Annotated in this window: 13 protein-coding genes; 9 read left to right on the top strand and 4 right to left on the bottom strand. The window is 66.8% G+C overall.

Going from position 1 to position 15102, the window contains the following annotated elements; all coding sequences use genetic code 11:
* Positions 1-108 precede the first annotated feature (108 nt).
* Genes Ga0080574_RS17595 through Ga0080574_RS17585 form a run of 3 tightly spaced genes read right to left on the bottom strand, consistent with a single transcriptional unit; the run spans position 109 to position 3292 of the window.
* The gene (locus Ga0080574_RS17595) at positions 109-1314 is read right to left on the bottom strand and encodes an ABC transporter permease (RefSeq protein WP_076702753.1); all 1206 of its coding nucleotides are present in this window, start codon (positions 1312-1314) and stop codon (positions 109-111) included.
* A 3-nt stretch (positions 1315-1317) separates the two neighbouring features.
* Positions 1318-2037, bottom strand: coding sequence for an ABC transporter ATP-binding protein (locus tag Ga0080574_RS17590; protein ID WP_076702751.1), 720 nt, complete (start codon positions 2035-2037; stop codon positions 1318-1320).
* A 1-nt stretch (position 2038) separates the two neighbouring features.
* The gene (locus tag Ga0080574_RS17585; RefSeq protein ID WP_076702749.1) at positions 2039-3292 is read right to left on the bottom strand and encodes an efflux RND transporter periplasmic adaptor subunit; all 1254 of its coding nucleotides are present in this window, start codon (positions 3290-3292) and stop codon (positions 2039-2041) included.
* Positions 3293-3531: 239 nt separating this feature from the next.
* Between Ga0080574_RS17585 and Ga0080574_RS17580 the strand changes: the two genes are divergently transcribed.
* Positions 3532-4773: an NAD(P)/FAD-dependent oxidoreductase gene (locus tag Ga0080574_RS17580; protein WP_076702747.1), complete on the top strand. Its 1242-nt coding sequence runs from the start codon at positions 3532-3534 to the stop codon at positions 4771-4773.
* Positions 4774-4815: 42 nt separating this feature from the next.
* On the opposite strand, the gene cbbR is transcribed toward Ga0080574_RS17580, so the two are convergent.
* Positions 4816-5748 carry a LysR family regulator CbbR gene (cbbR, locus tag Ga0080574_RS17575; protein ID WP_076702745.1) on the bottom strand — a complete coding sequence of 311 codons (933 nt, stop codon included), beginning with the start codon at positions 5746-5748 and terminating at the stop codon, positions 4816-4818.
* A gap of 100 nt (positions 5749-5848) precedes the next feature.
* Between cbbR and Ga0080574_RS17570 the strand changes: the two genes are divergently transcribed.
* The 8 genes from Ga0080574_RS17570 (at position 5849) to Ga0080574_RS17535 (ending at position 15067) form a co-directional block, all read left to right on the top strand.
* A complete protein-coding gene (locus Ga0080574_RS17570) occupies positions 5849-6856 on the top strand; it encodes a class 1 fructose-bisphosphatase (RefSeq protein WP_076706043.1) in 1008 nt (335 codons plus the stop codon).
* A 31-nt stretch (positions 6857-6887) separates the two neighbouring features.
* The gene (locus tag Ga0080574_RS17565; protein ID WP_076702743.1) at positions 6888-7760 is read left to right on the top strand and encodes a phosphoribulokinase; all 873 of its coding nucleotides are present in this window, start codon (positions 6888-6890) and stop codon (positions 7758-7760) included.
* Between the two features lie 11 nt (positions 7761-7771).
* Positions 7772-9757 (top strand): transketolase, encoded by a 1986-nt coding sequence (tkt, locus tag Ga0080574_RS17560; protein WP_076702741.1) that lies wholly within the window; start codon positions 7772-7774, stop codon positions 9755-9757.
* Positions 9758-9775: 18 nt separating this feature from the next.
* Positions 9776-10777, top strand: coding sequence for a type I glyceraldehyde-3-phosphate dehydrogenase (gene gap, locus Ga0080574_RS17555; protein WP_076702739.1), 1002 nt, complete (start codon positions 9776-9778; stop codon positions 10775-10777).
* Complete coding sequence (locus tag Ga0080574_RS17550) at positions 10777-11985, top strand: phosphoglycerate kinase (protein ID WP_076702737.1); 1209 nt, start codon at positions 10777-10779, stop codon at positions 11983-11985. Before gap ends, Ga0080574_RS17550 begins: the two co-directional genes overlap by 1 nt.
* A gap of 13 nt (positions 11986-11998) precedes the next feature.
* Complete coding sequence (fba, locus tag Ga0080574_RS17545) at positions 11999-13078, top strand: class II fructose-bisphosphate aldolase (RefSeq protein WP_076702735.1); 1080 nt, start codon at positions 11999-12001, stop codon at positions 13076-13078.
* Between the two features lie 25 nt (positions 13079-13103).
* Positions 13104-14567, top strand: coding sequence for a form I ribulose bisphosphate carboxylase large subunit (locus Ga0080574_RS17540; RefSeq protein WP_076702733.1), 1464 nt, complete (start codon positions 13104-13106; stop codon positions 14565-14567).
* 80 nt (positions 14568-14647) lie between these two features.
* Positions 14648-15067 carry a ribulose bisphosphate carboxylase small subunit gene (locus tag Ga0080574_RS17535; RefSeq protein ID WP_076702731.1) on the top strand — a complete coding sequence of 140 codons (420 nt, stop codon included), beginning with the start codon at positions 14648-14650 and terminating at the stop codon, positions 15065-15067.
* Positions 15068-15102 lie beyond the last annotated feature (35 nt).

Genomic DNA, 15102 nt, shown 5'->3' with positions numbered 1-15102 from the left:
TGTGGCAATGATGTTCGGACAGCTTACTCACCTTGAAAGACCCCATCTGCATTTTCCAATAGACCGAAAATCGCCTTCCCCGGCATAACCGGCGACAGGGAACGGCGATCACTGGTGGCGCAGCGCCTCAATCGGGTCGAGCCGGGCGGCGCGGCGGGCGGGGAAATAGCCGAAGACCACGCCAACCAGCCCCGAAAACACAAAGGCGAGGCCGACGATCTCGATGCTCGGCGTAAACGGAATCGCCATGAGCTGCGCGGCCGCGAAGGCGATGGCAAAGCCCAGCAGGATACCGATCACCCCGCCCAGCACCGACAGCACGATCGCCTCGACCAGAAACTGTGTCAGCACCTGCCGGGCGGTGGCGCCGATGGCGAGCCGGATGCCGATCTCGCGCGTGCGCTCGGTGACCGAGACCAGCATGATGTTCATGATGCCGATGCCGCCCACCAGCAGGCTCACCGCCGCCACCGCCGACAAAAGTCCGGTCAGCACGGAGTTCACCGAGGTCAGCATGGAGGCGATCTGCGCCATGTCCATGACGCGGAAATCGTCGGCCTCGTCGATCTGGATCCGCCGGCGCTCGCGCATCAGCGCCTCGATCTCGCGGGTGCCACGATCCGCCGAGACCCCGGGCGCCAGCGCCAGCTGGAAGCTCGACACATCGGTGGATCCCACCAGCCGCCGCTGCACGGCGCGGATCGGCATCAGGATCAGGTCGTCCTGATCCTGCCCCATCATGCCCGCGCCCTTGGCTTCGAGATAGCCGATCACATCGCAGGACACGGTCTTGATCCGGATCGTCTCGCCGGTGGGATCGGCATTGCCGAAAAGCTCCTGGCGGACGCTTTCGCCGAGGATGCAGACCGCCGCGCCCGAGCTTTCCTCGGCGGGGCTGAAGCTGCGCCCGCGCAGGATCGTCCAGTTCGCCACGTCGAGATAATCGTTGCTGCTGCCGGTCACCGTGGTGCTGCTGTTGGCGTTGCCATAGACGGCGGTGGCGGGGCTGTTGACCACCGGGGCCACCGCCGAAAGCACGCTGAGCTCGCCCAGCGCATCGGCATCGCGCAGGGTGAACTCGGCGACGGTGTCAGACACGCCCGGGCCGCCGAAGCTGCTGCCGGGGCGCAGCATCAGCACGTCGCTGCCGAGGCTCTCCACATCCGCGGTCACCTGTTCCGAAGAGCCCTGCCCGATGGTCACCATGGCGATGACGGCGGCAACGCCGATCACCACCCCCAGCACCGTCAGGAAGGAGCGCAGCGCATTGCGCGTGATCGCCAGAAGCGCCAGGCGCACGGTTTCCCAAAGCATGATCTAACCCTCCCGTTCCGCCGGCCGGTAATCTTCGCTCTGCACCCGCCCGTCGACAAACAGCACGATGCGGTGGGCATATTCCGCCATGTCTTCCTCGTGGGTGACCATGATGATGGTGATACCGTCATCGCGGTTGAGCGCCACGAGCAGCTCCATGATCTCGCGCGAGCGGTGGGTGTCGAGATTGCCCGTCGGCTCGTCAGCGAGCAGCACCATCGGGTTGTCGACAATGGCCCGCGCAATGGCGACGCGCTGCTGCTGGCCGCCCGATAGCTGTGAGGGCTGGTGATGCTCGCGGCCCGCAAGCCCGACCTTCTCCAGTGCAGACCGCGCCCGCGCGGCGCGCTCGGCGGGCGGCACGCCCTTGTAGATCAGCGGCAGCTCGACATTCTCCAGCGCCGTCGAGCGCGGCAGCAGGTTGAAGCCCTGAAAGACGAAGCCGAGATATTCGCGCCGCAGGATCGCGCGCTGGTCGCGGTCGAGCCCGCCCACCTCCACATCGTGGAACAGGTAGCTGCCGCCGGTCGGCCGGTCGAGGCAGCCGACGATGTTCATCGCGGTGGATTTGCCCGAGCCCGAAGGCCCCATGATGGCGATGAACTCGCCCTGGTCTATGGTCAGATCGACCCCGTCGAGCGCCCGCACCTCGGCCTCGCCCTCGCCATAGACGCGGCTGACATCGCGCAGGACGATCAGCGGGCCGGTTGTCTCCTCGCCCATGTCATTGCGCCTCGGTCTGGTCGATGATCACGAGGTCGCCCTCGGCCAGATCGCCGGAACGGATCTCGGTGCTGCGACCGTCGCTCTGCCCGGTCTCGACCGCAATCTCGGCGGCCGCGCCGTCGCGCAGCACCCAGACGGTGGAGGCATCGGCACGGCCGCTCACGCCACCCAGGCTCCCACGGGACGGCATCACGAGCCCCACGAGCCCGCTGCCGCCACCGCCGCCGCCCGTGTCGCTGGCGGTCTGCGGCGGCACGTAGCGCAGCGCCGAGTTCGACACGAGGAGCGCGTCCTCGACCTGCGCCACGGCGATGGTGGCGGTGGCCGTCATCCCCGGGCGCAGCAGCAGCTCGTCATTGTCGACGGTCAGCACACCCTTGTAGGTCACCACGCCGTCGGTCTCTTCCGGCGCATAGCGCAGCTGCGCAAGCTGCGCCTCGAAACGGCGGCCGGAATAGGCATCGACTGTGAAGGTGGCGGGGTTGCCCTCGGAGACGCGACCGATATCGGCCTCGTCGATATCCACCTGCACCTCCATCCGCCGCAGATCCTCGGCCAGGGTAAAGAGCTCGGGCGCCGAGAGGCTGGCGGCGACGGTCTGGCCGGTCTCCGCCAGCCGGTCGAGCACGATGCCGTCGATGGGCGAGACAATGGCCGCGTCCTCCAGATCCGCCTGCGCCAGCACCAGATTGGCCTCGGCGAGCTTGAGATCCGCCGCCGCCATCTCGACGGCAGCCTGTGCGCGGTCATGCGCCGCCTCGAAGGCGATGAGATCGGTGTGGGTGGTCACCCCGCGCTCGTCCAGCCGTTTCTGCGTGTCGTAATTCGACTGCGCCTCGCGGGCGCTTGCCTCCGCCTGCACGAGCTTAGCCGTGGCAGAGGCCAGCGAGGCCTCGGCATTGGTCAGCTGCGCGCGCAGCTTGGTGTCGTCGAGCCGCGCCAGCACCTGCCCCACGCTCACCCGGTCGTTGTAATCGACCTCGACGCTGGCCAGCGTGCCCGACAGCTCCGAGGAAACGGTGACCTCGGTGGTGGGCTGCACGGTGCCGGTGGCGGTCACATCGACCTGAAAGCTGCCCCGGCGCACCGGTTCGGTCACATAGCGCACCCCGTCCTGCGAAGACGCGCTGCCGAGCCAGATCCACGCCCCCGCCGCCGCCAGAAGCACCACGACAAGCCCGATCCAGAGCGGGTTGCGCCGCTGTTTTGCCTTCTGAAGCGTTTGCGAAATCTCGGCGCTGCTGCGTCCCATCGTCCCGTTCCCTACTCTTACCTTGGCACAGGCGGCCCTCCGGAGGCGCCGGCCCTGCATTCTCTCTTACGCAGCGCGAGAGGAAACCCGCCGCAGACAGGTCAGAATGCCGCACCCCTGCACGCGCCGCCTGCCCCGGACCGAAGGTGCGGCAGCGGTTGCCACCGCGTTGACAGGCCGACGAAATACGCGCTTGATCCGCGGCGGGAGGCGCGTTTGCGCGACACCGAGGGGACAGGATGACAAAGACGGTGGCAGTGATCGGCGCGGGGATCGTCGGGGTTTCGACTGCGATCTGGTTGCAGCGCGAGGGGCATCGCGTGGTACTGATCGACAGGACCGGCCCCGGCGAGGGCACCAGCCACGGCAATGCCGGCGTGCTGGCCGCCTCCTCGGTGGTGCCGGTGCCCGGCCCCGGCCTGTGGCGCAGCGCGCCGAGGATGCTGCTCGATCCGAACCAGCCGCTTTTCGTGAAGTGGTCCTACCTGCCGAAAATGGCGCCCTGGCTCATGCGCTTCCTGTCGCAGGCCACTGCCGGCGCCGTGCGCCGGCGCGCCGCAGCGATCCGCCCGATCATCGGCGACAGCTATAACGATCATCTGGCGCTCGCCACCGGCACCGGCGCCGAGCGCTGGCTGCATGCGGCGGATTACCTCCATCTCTATGCCGACCGCGCCGCCTTCGATGCCGATGCGTTCGGGTTTTCGGTGAAGCGGGAAAACGGGTTCGGCTGGGAGCTGCTGGAGGGGCCGGCCCTGCGCGACTACGACCCGGCCTTCAGCCCGGCCCTGAGCTGCGCGGTGCGCTTTGCGGGCCACGGGCGGATCTCCGACCCGGGCCGCTATGTGAAGGCGCTGGCCGCACATGCGGAGGCGCAGGGCGCGCGACTGGTGACCGGCGCCGTCAGCGATATCGTGCAGGTGGGCGGTGCGGTCAGCGGCGTGCGGATCGGCGGCGAGACCATTGCCTGCGATGCCGCCGTGCTGACCGCCGGCGCCTGGTCCGGCCCGCTGGCGGCAAAGCTTGGCGTCAGGCCACAGCTCGAATCCGAGCGCGGCTATCATATCGAGCTCTACGAGCCCTCGGTCATGCCGCGGGCGCCGGCGATGGTCACCACCGGGAAATTCGTCGCAACACCGATGGAGGGCCGGCTGCGGCTCGCCGGCATCGTCGAGCTTGGAGGGCTGGATCTGCCGGCCTCGGACGCGCCCTTCGCGCTGCTCGAACGCCAGATCCGGGCGGCGATGCCGGGGCTGAGCTGGAAAAAGACCGTGCGCTGGATGGGGCACAGGCCGTCCATGGCGGATTCGCTGCCGGTGATCGGCGCGGCGCCGGCGCTGAAAGGCGCCTATATGGGGTTCGGCCACGATCATGTCGGGCTGACCGGCGGGCCGAAGACCGGGCGGCTGCTGGCCCAGCTCATCTCTGGCCACACGCCCAATATCGACCTCGCGCCCTACGCCCCCGACCGCTTCCGCTGACCCCCGCGCGCCAGAGATTTTTCGTACGAAAAATCTTGGGCCTCAGGCCGGGGGCCAGCGCGGCAAGAAACTGTCCTTCTCGGCGGCGATGAACTCCCACACGGTGCGGGCCGCCCCGCTGAGCGGCGCGTCCTCCGGATGCAGCAGGAACCAGTGCCGCACGATCGGCAGCCCCGGCAGATCCAGCGTCACCAGTCGCCCGCTGCGCAGCTCCTCCACCACCGTGTGATAAGAGATCAGCGCCAGCCCCAGCCCGGCGATCACCGCCTGCTTGATGGTCTCATTGGTGCCCATCTCGGAGCGCTCATAGGTCTTGCCCTCGCCGATCCGGTCGAGAAACCGGGTCGCCAGGATGCGTGTGCCCGATCCCGGCTCTCGCATCAGGATGGTTTCCTTCAGCACATCCTCGGGGGTGATGCGCGGCGCGTGGGCCAGCGGATGATCCGGCGGCGCGATCAGCACATGCGGGTGATCGCCCAGCGAAATCGCCTGGAGCGGCGGATCGCGCGGCGGCCGCCCCATGATCGCCAGATCCAGCGCCCCGTCCTGAAGCGCCGAGATGATCGTGTCGCGATTGCCGACCTGCAACAGCACCTCGATCTCGGGGCAGCTCTTGCGCAGCCGCGCCACGATGCCGGGCGCGAAATATTTCCCCGTCGAGACCACCCCCAGCACCACCGTGCCCGCCAGCCCGGTCTGGAGCGCATCGATTCGGCGCAGCGCCAGGCGAAACCCGGCATCGGCCCTTTCATGGGCCTGCAAAAGCACCCTGCCCTCCGGCGTCGCAACAAACGGCCCCGCCCCCTCCCGCGACAGCATGGCGCATCCGAAAGTCGCATCCAGCGCCTTGAGCTGGCTGTGCACCGCCGGCGCCGTGAGCCCGAGCTCTTCCGCCGCGCGGGAAATTGAGCCCGTTCTTTCAACGGCTTCCAGCGCGCGAAGCTGTTTGAAGGTCAGCGAGGCCAGTCGACGCATTCAATTTTCCCAAAGCCAAGGTCAGAATTTTTAAATTTTCTTACAAGCCGCGATCTTCATGATCAAGCCGAAGTCACCCGTCGAGGAGGAGGAGGCCTTGATGACCGACCGCAACCCCTATTCCCCGGATGCGCCGATCCCGGCCCGTCTGCGCCCCGCCATGGAGGCGCTCGGCCGGGTCGGCCGCGACCTGTCCCGCCGCATTGCCCGCGGCCCGCTCGGAGGCCAGCTTGCCGCGACCGTCGGCGACAATGCCGATGGCGACCGGCAAAAGGCGCTCGACGTGATGGCCGACGAGGCCTTCGCGACCGAGCTGAAAGGCAGCGGCGTGCGCTGGTACGCGTCCGAAGAGCAGGAGACCGTGGCCGAGATCGACCCGGCCGGCCCGCTGGCGCTGGCCATCGACCCGCTGGACGGCTCGTCCAACATCGAGACCAATGTCTCCATCGGCACGATCTTTTCCATCCGCGAGGCGGACGAGGACGGCGCCGCCAGTTTCCTGCGCCCCGGTCACGAACAGATCGCCGCCGGCTACATCATCTACGGGCCGCAATGCATGATGCTCGTCACCTTCGGCGACGGTGTGCAGGATTACATCCTCGACCCCGAGACCGGCCTCTTCACCCTGGTGAACAGCGCGCTGACGATTTCGCAGGAAAGCACGGAATTCGCCATCAACGCCTCGAACTACCGCCATTGGCCGCAGCCGGTGCGCGCCTATATCGACGATTGCCTCGCTGGCGCCGAAGGCCCCCGCGCCCGGAATTTCAACATGCGCTGGATCGCCTCGCTGGTGGCCGAAACCCACCGCATCCTGGCGCGCGGCGGGCTCTTTCTCTATCCCGGCGACGCCCGCCCCGGCTATGCCATGGGCCGGCTGCGCATGGTCTATGAATGCGCCCCCATCGCCATGCTGGTGGAGCAGGCACAGGGCCATGCCACCGACGGCACCACGCGCATTCTCGACAAGATCCCCGACAGCCTGCACGCGCGCACGCCCTTCGTCTTCGGCTCGGCCACCAAGGTCGACCGCGTCGGCGCCTATTTCGACCTTCCCGAACAGGAAGTCTCCGCCCTCTTCGGCAATCGCGGCCTGTTCCGCGTCTGACCCGCCCCCGGACAGAAAGACCATACCTTCCATGAGCAAGAAACACCCGATCATCTCTGTCACCGGTTCCTCCGGCGCGGGCACGACCACGGTCAAGGCGACCTTCGACCAGATCTTTCGCCGCGAGGGCATTTCGGCGGTTAGCATCGAGGGCGACGCCTTTCACCGCTACAACCGCGCCGACATGAAGGCCGAGCTTGACAGCCGCAAGGCGGCCGGCGACGAGACCTTTTCGCATTTCTCCTATGACGCCAACGAGCTGGACGAGCTGGAAGAGATCTTTCGCATCTATGGCGAGACCGGCACCGGGCGCACCCGCCACTATATCCATGACGATGCCGAGGCCGAGCGCCACGGCACCCCGCCCGGCCATTTCACCGACTGGAAGCCCTTTGCCGACGATAGCGACCTGCTGTTCTACGAGGGGCTGCACGGCGCGGTGAAAAATGACGAGGTGAACCTCTCGGCACTGGCCGATCTCAAGATCGGCGTGGTGCCGGTGATCAATCTCGAATGGATCCAGAAGATCCACCGCGACAAGGCCTCTCGCGGCTATACCACCGAGGCGGTCACCGACACGATCCTGCGCCGGATGCATGCCTATGTGCATTGCATCTGCCCGCAATTCATTGAAACGGATGTGAATTTCCAGCGCGTGCCGGTGGTCGATACCTCCGACCCGTTCATCGCCCGCTGGATCCCCACAGCCGACGAGAGCCTCGTGGTGATCCGCTTCAAGAACCCGCGCGGCATCGATTTCCCCTATCTCACCTCGATGATCCAGAACTCCTGGATGAGCCGGGCCAATTCCATCGTGATCCCCGGCGGCAAGATGGACCTCGCCATGCAGCTGATATTCACCCCGATGGTGCAGCGGCTCGTCAACGACTCCAAGCGCGCGTGAAGGAGAGCATCATGACCATTCAGCAACCCATCGCCTCGACCACCGAAGACCTCATGGCCAACGCCATCCGCGCGCTTGCCATGGACGCGGTGCAGGCGGCGAATTCCGGCCATCCCGGCGCGCCCATGGGCATGGCGGATGTGGCGACCGTGCTCTTCAACCGCTTCATGACGCTCGATCCGAAACACGACACATGGCCCGACCGCGACCGCTTTGTCATGAGCGCGGGCCATGGCTCGATGCTGGTCTACGCGATCAACCACCTGCTGGGCTATGACGACATGCCGATGGAGCAGCTCAAGCGCTTCCGCGAGCTCGGGAGCCGCACCGCCGGGCACCCGGAATACGGCCATGCCAAGGGGATCGAGACCACCACCGGGCCGCTCGGTCAGGGCATCTCGACCGCCGTGGGCATGGCGCTGGCCGAGCGCATGATGAATGCGCGGTTCGGCGAGGATCTCGTCGATCACTTCACCTATGTGATCGCCGGCGACGGCTGCCTGATGGAAGGCATCAGCCACGAGGCCATCGACCTTGCCGGCCATCTGAAACTGTCGCGCCTGATCGTGCTTTGGGACGACAACGGCATCACCATCGACGGCGGCACCGAGCTTTCCACCTCCACCGACCAGCGGGCGCGTTTTGCCGCCGCCGGCTGGCATGTGCAGGCGGTCGACGGGCATGACAAGGAGGCGGTCGCCGCCGCCATCGAGACCGCGCGGGTGAACGACCGCCCGTCGATGATCGCCTGCAAGACGGTGATCGGTTTCGGCGCGCCCAACAAGCAGGGCAGCCACGATGTACATGGCGCACCGCTGGGCGAGGAAGAGATTGCCGCGGCCCGCGAGGCGCTTGGCTGGGGATGGCCGCCCTTCGAGATCCCGGATCAGGTCCGGGACGGGTGGCGCGCGGTGGCGGCGCGCGGCGTCGAGGCCCGCGCCGACTGGGCCAAACGGCTGGCGACGAGCCCGAAGGCGGAGGCGTTCCGCGCCGCGCATGGCGCCGTCGATGCGAAGGCGCTCGATGCCGCGATCTGCGCCTATAAGCACCGGCTATCCGAGGACCGGCCCAAGGTCGCCACCCGCAAGGCCAGCGAAATGGCGTTGGAGATCGTCAACGGCACCCTGCCCAACACGGTCGGCGGCTCAGCGGATCTGACCGGCTCGAACAACACGAAGACCAAGGGGCAAACCCCTGTGAAGCCCGGAGATTACACCGGCAGCTACATCCATTACGGCATCCGCGAGCATGGCATGGCGGCGGCGATGAACGGCATCGCGCTGCACGGGGGCATGAAGCCCTATGGCGGCACCTTCCTGGCCTTTGCCGATTACTGCCGGCCCGCGATGCGCCTCAGCTCTCTGATGGGCGTGCCGGTGGTCTATGTCATGACCCATGACAGCATTGGGCTCGGCGAGGACGGCCCGACCCACCAGCCGGTCGAGACCATCGCGTCCTTGCGCGCCATGCCCAACCATCTGGTCTTCCGCCCCGCCGACGCGGTGGAGACCGCCGAGGCCTGGCAGATCGCCATGACGCAGGAGGCCACCCCCTCGACGCTGGCACTGTCGCGGCAGGGGCTGCCCACGCTGCGCACGCGCCACACAGAGGCCAACCTGACCGCGCGCGGCGCCTATCTCCTGCGCGATCCCGGTGCCCGCGACGTGACGCTGATCGCCACCGGCTCGGAGGTGGAAATCGCAATGGCCGCAGCCGATCTGCTGGAGGCCGACGGGATCAAGGCCGCCGTGGTCTCCGCCCCCTGTTTCGAGCTTTTCGCGCAGCAGGGCCCGGAGTATCGCGCCGAGGTTCTGGGCACCGCCCCGCGCATCGGCATCGAGGCCGCGATCCGACAGGGCTGGGATCTTTTCCTGCGCCCCGAGGACGACTTTGTCGGCATGACGGGCTTTGGCGCCTCGGCCCCCGCGCCCGATCTCTACCGCCATTTCGGCATCACCGCAGAGGCCGTGGCCGGCCTCGCCAAAGATATGAAATAAAAGAACAAAGGGACATCCATGACTGTCACGGTTGCGATAAACGGCTTTGGCCGTATCGGGCGAAATGTGCTCCGCGCCATCGCGGAATCGGGCCGCAGCGATATCGAGGTCATCGCCATCAACGACCTCGGCCCGGTCGAGACCAACGCCCATTTGCTGCGCTACGACTCCGTCCACGGGCGCTTTCCCGGCGAGGTCACGGTGTCGGGCGACAGCATCGACCTGGGCCGCGGTCCGATCAAGGTGACCGCGCTGCGCGACCCGCGCGAACTGCCCTGGGGCGACGTGGATATCGCGCTGGAATGCACCGGCATCTTCACCGACCGCGACAAGGCGGCGCTGCATCTGGAGAACGGATCGAAACGCGTTCTGGTCTCCGCCCCCGCCTCGGGCGCCGACAAGACCATCGTGTTCGGCGTCAACCACGGCACGCTGACGGCGGCGGACAAGGTCGTCTCAAACGCCTCCTGCACCACCAATTGCCTGTCGCCCGTGGCCAAGGCGCTGAACGACGCCATCGGCATCGAAAAGGGCTTCATGACCACGATCCACTCCTACACCGGCGACCAGCCAACGCTGGACACGATGCACAAGGATCTCTACCGCGCCCGCGCCGCCGCCCTGTCGATGATCCCCACCAGCACGGGTGCGGCCAAGGCCGTGGGCCTCGTGCTTCCGGAGCTCAATGGCAAGCTCGATGGCGTGGCGATCCGGGTGCCGACGCCGAATGTCTCGGTGGTGGATCTGGTGTTCGAGGCGGCGAAAGACACGTCCGTCGAGGAGGTGAACGCCGCGATCCGCGCCGCTGCCGACGGACCGCTGAAGGGCATCCTCGGCTACACCGACGAACCCAACGTCTCCATCGACTTCAACCACAACCCGCACAGCTCGGTCTTTCACATGGACCAGACCAAGGTGATGGATGGGCGCATGGTCCGCATCCTGTCGTGGTATGACAACGAATGGGGCTTCTCCAACCGCATGGCCGATACGGCCGTGGCGATGGGAGGGCCCATCTGATGCGCATCACCCCGATCACCGAGGCGAATGTGGCGGGCAAGCGCCTGCTGGTGCGCGCCGATCTGAACGTGCCCGTCGAAAAGAGCCGCGTCACCGATGCCACCCGCATCGCGCGCTTTGCCGCGGGCATGAGGCCGCTGCTGGAAAAGGGCGCGCGGCTGGTGATCCTGACCCATTTCGGGCGCCCGAAACCGGGCGAACTGGACCCTGCCTTTTCGGTGGACAAGCTGCGCCCTGCCCTGTCGGACGCGCTGGGCGTGCCGGTGCGGTTTTCCGACAACTGTGCCACCGAAAGCGCGGTGATCCTCTCCGAAAGCCTGCGCGACGGCGAGGTGCTGCTTTGCGAGAACCTGCGCTATAACCCCGGCGAGACGACGAATGACGCGGGCTTCGCGGCGGAGCTCGCCCGGCTGGGTGATCTCTACGTCAACGACGCGTTTTCCTGTGCACACCGGGCGCATGCCTCCACCGCCGCCATTGCCGGGCGCCTGCCCGCCTATGCCGGCCCGCTGCTGCTGGAGGAAATCAACGCGCTGACAACGGCGCTGGAGACGCCCGAACGCCCCTCGGTGGCGCTGGTGGGCGGGGCCAAGGTGTCGTCGAAGATCGCGGTGCTGAAGAACCTCGTGGGCAAGCTCGACGCGGTGATCATCGGCGGCGGCATGGCCAACACCTTTCTCTATGCGCGCGGCTGCCCGATGGGCCGCTCGCTGCACGAGGCCGACCAGATCGCCACCGTGCGCGAGATCGAGACGCTGGCCGAAGCGTCGGGCTGCGAGATCCTGCTGCCCGAGGATGTGGTGGTGGCCCGCGAATTCAGGGCCGGCGCGGCGAACGAGATCCTGCCCGCCGACCGCTGCCCCTCTGATGCGATGATCCTCGATGCCGGCCCGCAATCCGCCGAGGCCTTCATGGCGCGGCTCAACCACGCCCACACGATCCTGTGGAACGGCCCGCTCGGCGCCTTCGAGATCCCGCCCTTCGACGCGGCAACGGTGGCCGTGGCGCGCAAGGCTGCGGCGCTGTCCCACGAGGGCCGCGCGGTCACCGTCGCGGGCGGCGGCGACACCGTGGCGGCGCTGAACGCGGCAGGGGTCACGCAGGACTTCACCTATGTCTCCACCGCCGGTGGGGCATTCCTGGAATGGCTGGAAGGCAAGACGCTGCCCGGCATCGCGGCGCTTTGCGCGCCCAAGCAAGCGGCCTGAGGGAGGACCGAGAATGGCACTGATAACGCTCAGACAATTGCTGGATCACGCCGCCGAGAACAGCTACGGCGTGCCGGCCTTCAACATCAACAACATGGAACAGGGCCTCGCGATCATGGAGGCCGCGAAGACCACCGGCGCGCCGGTGATCCTGCAAGCCTCGCGCGGGGCGCGGAAATACGCCGGCGACGTGATGCTGCGCCACATGGTCGAGGCGCTGTGCGAGATGTATCCCGACAACCACGTCGTGATGCATCAGGACCATGGCAACAACGACGCCACCTGCCTCTCGGCGATCCGCCACGGCTTCACCAGCGTGATGATGGACGGCTCGCTGGAGGAGGACATGAAGACCCCCGCCAGCTACGAGTATAACGTCGAGATCACCCGCCGGGTGACCGAAGCCGCCCATGCGGTCGGCGCCTCGGTCGAGGGCGAGCTGGGGGTTCTGGGCTCGCTGGAGACCGGCGAGGCGGCGGCGGAGGACGGCTCGGGCGCCGAGGGCAAGCTGTCGCACGACCAGCTTCTGACCGATCCCGATCAGGCGGTGGAGTTCGTGCTGGCCACCAAATGCGATGCGCTGGCCATTGCCTGCGGCACCTCGCACGGCGCCTACAAGTTCACCCGCAAGCCCGATGGCGACATCCTGTCGATGAAGACCATCCAGGGCATCCACGAGAAGCTGCCGAACACGCATCTGGTGATGCACGGCTCCTCTTCGGTGCCGCAGTATCTTCAGGATCTCATCAACGCCCATGGCGGGCACATGCCGCAGACCTATGGCGTGCCGGTCGAGGAGATCGAGCACGGCATCCGCATGGGCGTGCGCAAGGTGAATATCGACACCGATTGCCGCATGGCGATGACCGGGCAGTACCGCCGGATCGCGCAGGAAAAGCCCGAGGAATTCGACCCGCGCAAATTCAACATCCCCGCGATGGAGGAGCTGACCAAGCTCTGCATCGACCGGTTCGAGCGCTTCGGCACCGCCGGTCAGGCCGCCAAGATCAGGCCGATCTCGCTCGATGAAATGGCGCACCGCTATGCCAGCGGCGCGCTCGCCCCCCGGATCGCCGCCGCCCACGCGGCCTGACCAGACCCCAGAGGAGGAAACCACCATGCTGGACAACGCCAAGACCGTCACCGACGCCAAGAAGCGCTATAGCGCGGGCGTGATGAAATATGCCCAGATGGGCTATTGGGAGCCGGATTACACGCCCAAGGAAACCGACATCATCGCGCTGTTCCGCATCACCCCGCAGGACGGTGTGGACGCGGTCGAGGCCGCCGCCGCCGTGGCGGGCGAAAGCTCCACCGCCACCTGGACCGTGGTCTGGACCGACCGGCTCACCGCCTGCGACAAGTACCGCGCCAAGGCCTACAGGGTGGACCCGGTGCCCAACAGCGAGGGCGAGTTCTTTGCCTATATCGCCTATGATCTCGATCTCTTCGAAGGCGGCTCCATCGCCAACCTGACCGCCTCGATCATCGGCAATGTCTTTGGCTTCAAGCCGCTGAAGGCTCTGCGGCTCGAGGACATGCGCCTGCCCGTGGCCTATGTGAAGACCTTTCAGGGGCCCGCCACCGGCATCGTGGTGGAGCGCGAACGGCTCAACGCCTATGGCCGCCCGCTGCTGGGTGCCACGGTGAAGCCCAAGCTCGGGCTTTCGGGGCGCAATTATGGCCGGGTGGTCTATGAGGCGCTGAAGGGCGGGCTCGATTTCACCAAGGATGACGAGAACATCAACAGCCAGCCCTTCATGCACTGGCGCGACCGGTTTCTCTATTGCATGGAGGCAGTCAACCGCGCCTCCGCCGCCACCGGCGAGGTGAAGGGCACCTATCTCAACGTCACCGCCGCGACGATGGAAGAGATGTACGAGCGGGCGGAATTCGCCAAGTCGCTGGGCTCGGTCGTCATCATGATCGACCTGGTGATCGGCTACACCGCGATCCAGTCCATGGCGAAATGGGCGCGGGACAATGACATGATCCTGCACCTGCACCGCGCGGGCCATTCGACCTATACCCGCCAGCGCTCGCACGGGGTGTCGTTCCGCGTCATCGCCAAATGGATGCGGCTTGCCGGGGTCGATCACCTGCATGCGGGCACCGTGGTGGGCAAGCTCGAGGGTGATCCGGCCACCACCAAGGGCTACTACGATATCTTCCGCGAGGAATATAATCCGATGGCGCTGGAGAACGGCATCTTCTTCGATCAGGACTGGGCCTCGCTCAACAAGATGATGCCGGTCGCCTCGGGCGGCATCCACGCCGGCCAGATGCACCAGCTGCTGACCTATCTGGGCGAGGATGTGGTGCTGCAATTCGGCGGCGGCACGATCGGCCACCCGCATGGCATCCAGGCGGGCGCCACGGCGAACCGCGTGGCGCTGGAGGCGATGGTCTTTGCCCGCAATGCCGGGCGCGACATCTGGAACGAGGGCGAGGACATCCTGCGCGACGCGGCCCGCACCTGCACGCCACTGAAACAGGCGCTCGACACCTGGAAGGACGTCACCTTCGATTACGCCTCGACCGACGCGCCCGATTTCGCGCCGACCCCCGAGGTTTCCGCCTGACCGATATCGGGGGAGAGAGGCCTCTCTCCCCCGCCCCCTCTCTGCGCCCGTGGCGCATCCCGACAGCGAAAGGACACATAATGCGACTGAAACAAGGTCAATTCAGCTTCCTGCCCGATCTCACCGACGACGACATCCGCACGCAGGCGCAATACGCCATCGACAACGGCTGGGCGGTCTCGGTGGAATATACCGACGATCCGCACCCGCGGAATTCCTACTGGGAGATGTGGGGCCACCCGATGTTCGACAATCCGGACGCGGCGGCGGTGGTCTATGAGGTCAACGAATGCCGCAAGGAGCATGGCGGGAAATATATCCGCGTGCTGGCCTTCGACGCGACCGCGGGCTGGGAATCGATCCGCATGAGCTTCATCGTGAACCGTCCCGCCGAGGAGCCCGGCTTCCGCGTGGTGCGGCAGGAAGGCGAGGGCCGCAGCATCCGCTACACGGTGGAAAGCTACGCGGTGCGCGAACCCGAGGGGGCGCGCTACGCCTGAGACGTCGGTGCCGGGGGCCTCGCGCCCCCGCCCGA

Origin of the sequence: Salipiger abyssi, from assembly GCF_001975705.1 — a bacterium.
Lineage (GTDB): Bacteria > Pseudomonadota > Alphaproteobacteria > Rhodobacterales > Rhodobacteraceae > Salipiger > Salipiger abyssi.
This window is presented reverse-complemented; position numbering and strand designations above follow the sequence as displayed.

Coding starts and splice junctions, on each gene's coding strand:
- Ga0080574_RS17580 (WP_076702747.1), top strand. CDS start 3,532: ATGACAAAGACGGTGGCAGTGATCGGCGCGGGGATCGTCGGGGTTTCG.
- cbbR (WP_076702745.1), bottom strand. CDS start 5,748: ATGCGTCGACTGGCCTCGCTGACCTTCAAACAGCTTCGCGCGCTGGAA.
- Ga0080574_RS17585 (WP_076702749.1), bottom strand. CDS start 3,292: ATGGGACGCAGCAGCGCCGAGATTTCGCAAACGCTTCAGAAGGCAAAA.
- Ga0080574_RS17535 (WP_076702731.1), top strand. CDS start 14,648: ATGCGACTGAAACAAGGTCAATTCAGCTTCCTGCCCGATCTCACCGAC.
- Ga0080574_RS17550 (WP_076702737.1), top strand. CDS start 10,777: ATGCGCATCACCCCGATCACCGAGGCGAATGTGGCGGGCAAGCGCCTG.
- Ga0080574_RS17540 (WP_076702733.1), top strand. CDS start 13,104: ATGCTGGACAACGCCAAGACCGTCACCGACGCCAAGAAGCGCTATAGC.
- Ga0080574_RS17595 (WP_076702753.1), bottom strand. CDS start 1,314: ATGCTTTGGGAAACCGTGCGCCTGGCGCTTCTGGCGATCACGCGCAAT.
- Ga0080574_RS17565 (WP_076702743.1), top strand. CDS start 6,888: ATGAGCAAGAAACACCCGATCATCTCTGTCACCGGTTCCTCCGGCGCG.
- tkt (WP_076702741.1), top strand. CDS start 7,772: ATGACCATTCAGCAACCCATCGCCTCGACCACCGAAGACCTCATGGCC.
- gap (WP_076702739.1), top strand. CDS start 9,776: ATGACTGTCACGGTTGCGATAAACGGCTTTGGCCGTATCGGGCGAAAT.
- Ga0080574_RS17570 (WP_076706043.1), top strand. CDS start 5,849: ATGACCGACCGCAACCCCTATTCCCCGGATGCGCCGATCCCGGCCCGT.
- fba (WP_076702735.1), top strand. CDS start 11,999: ATGGCACTGATAACGCTCAGACAATTGCTGGATCACGCCGCCGAGAAC.
- Ga0080574_RS17590 (WP_076702751.1), bottom strand. CDS start 2,037: ATGGGCGAGGAGACAACCGGCCCGCTGATCGTCCTGCGCGATGTCAGC.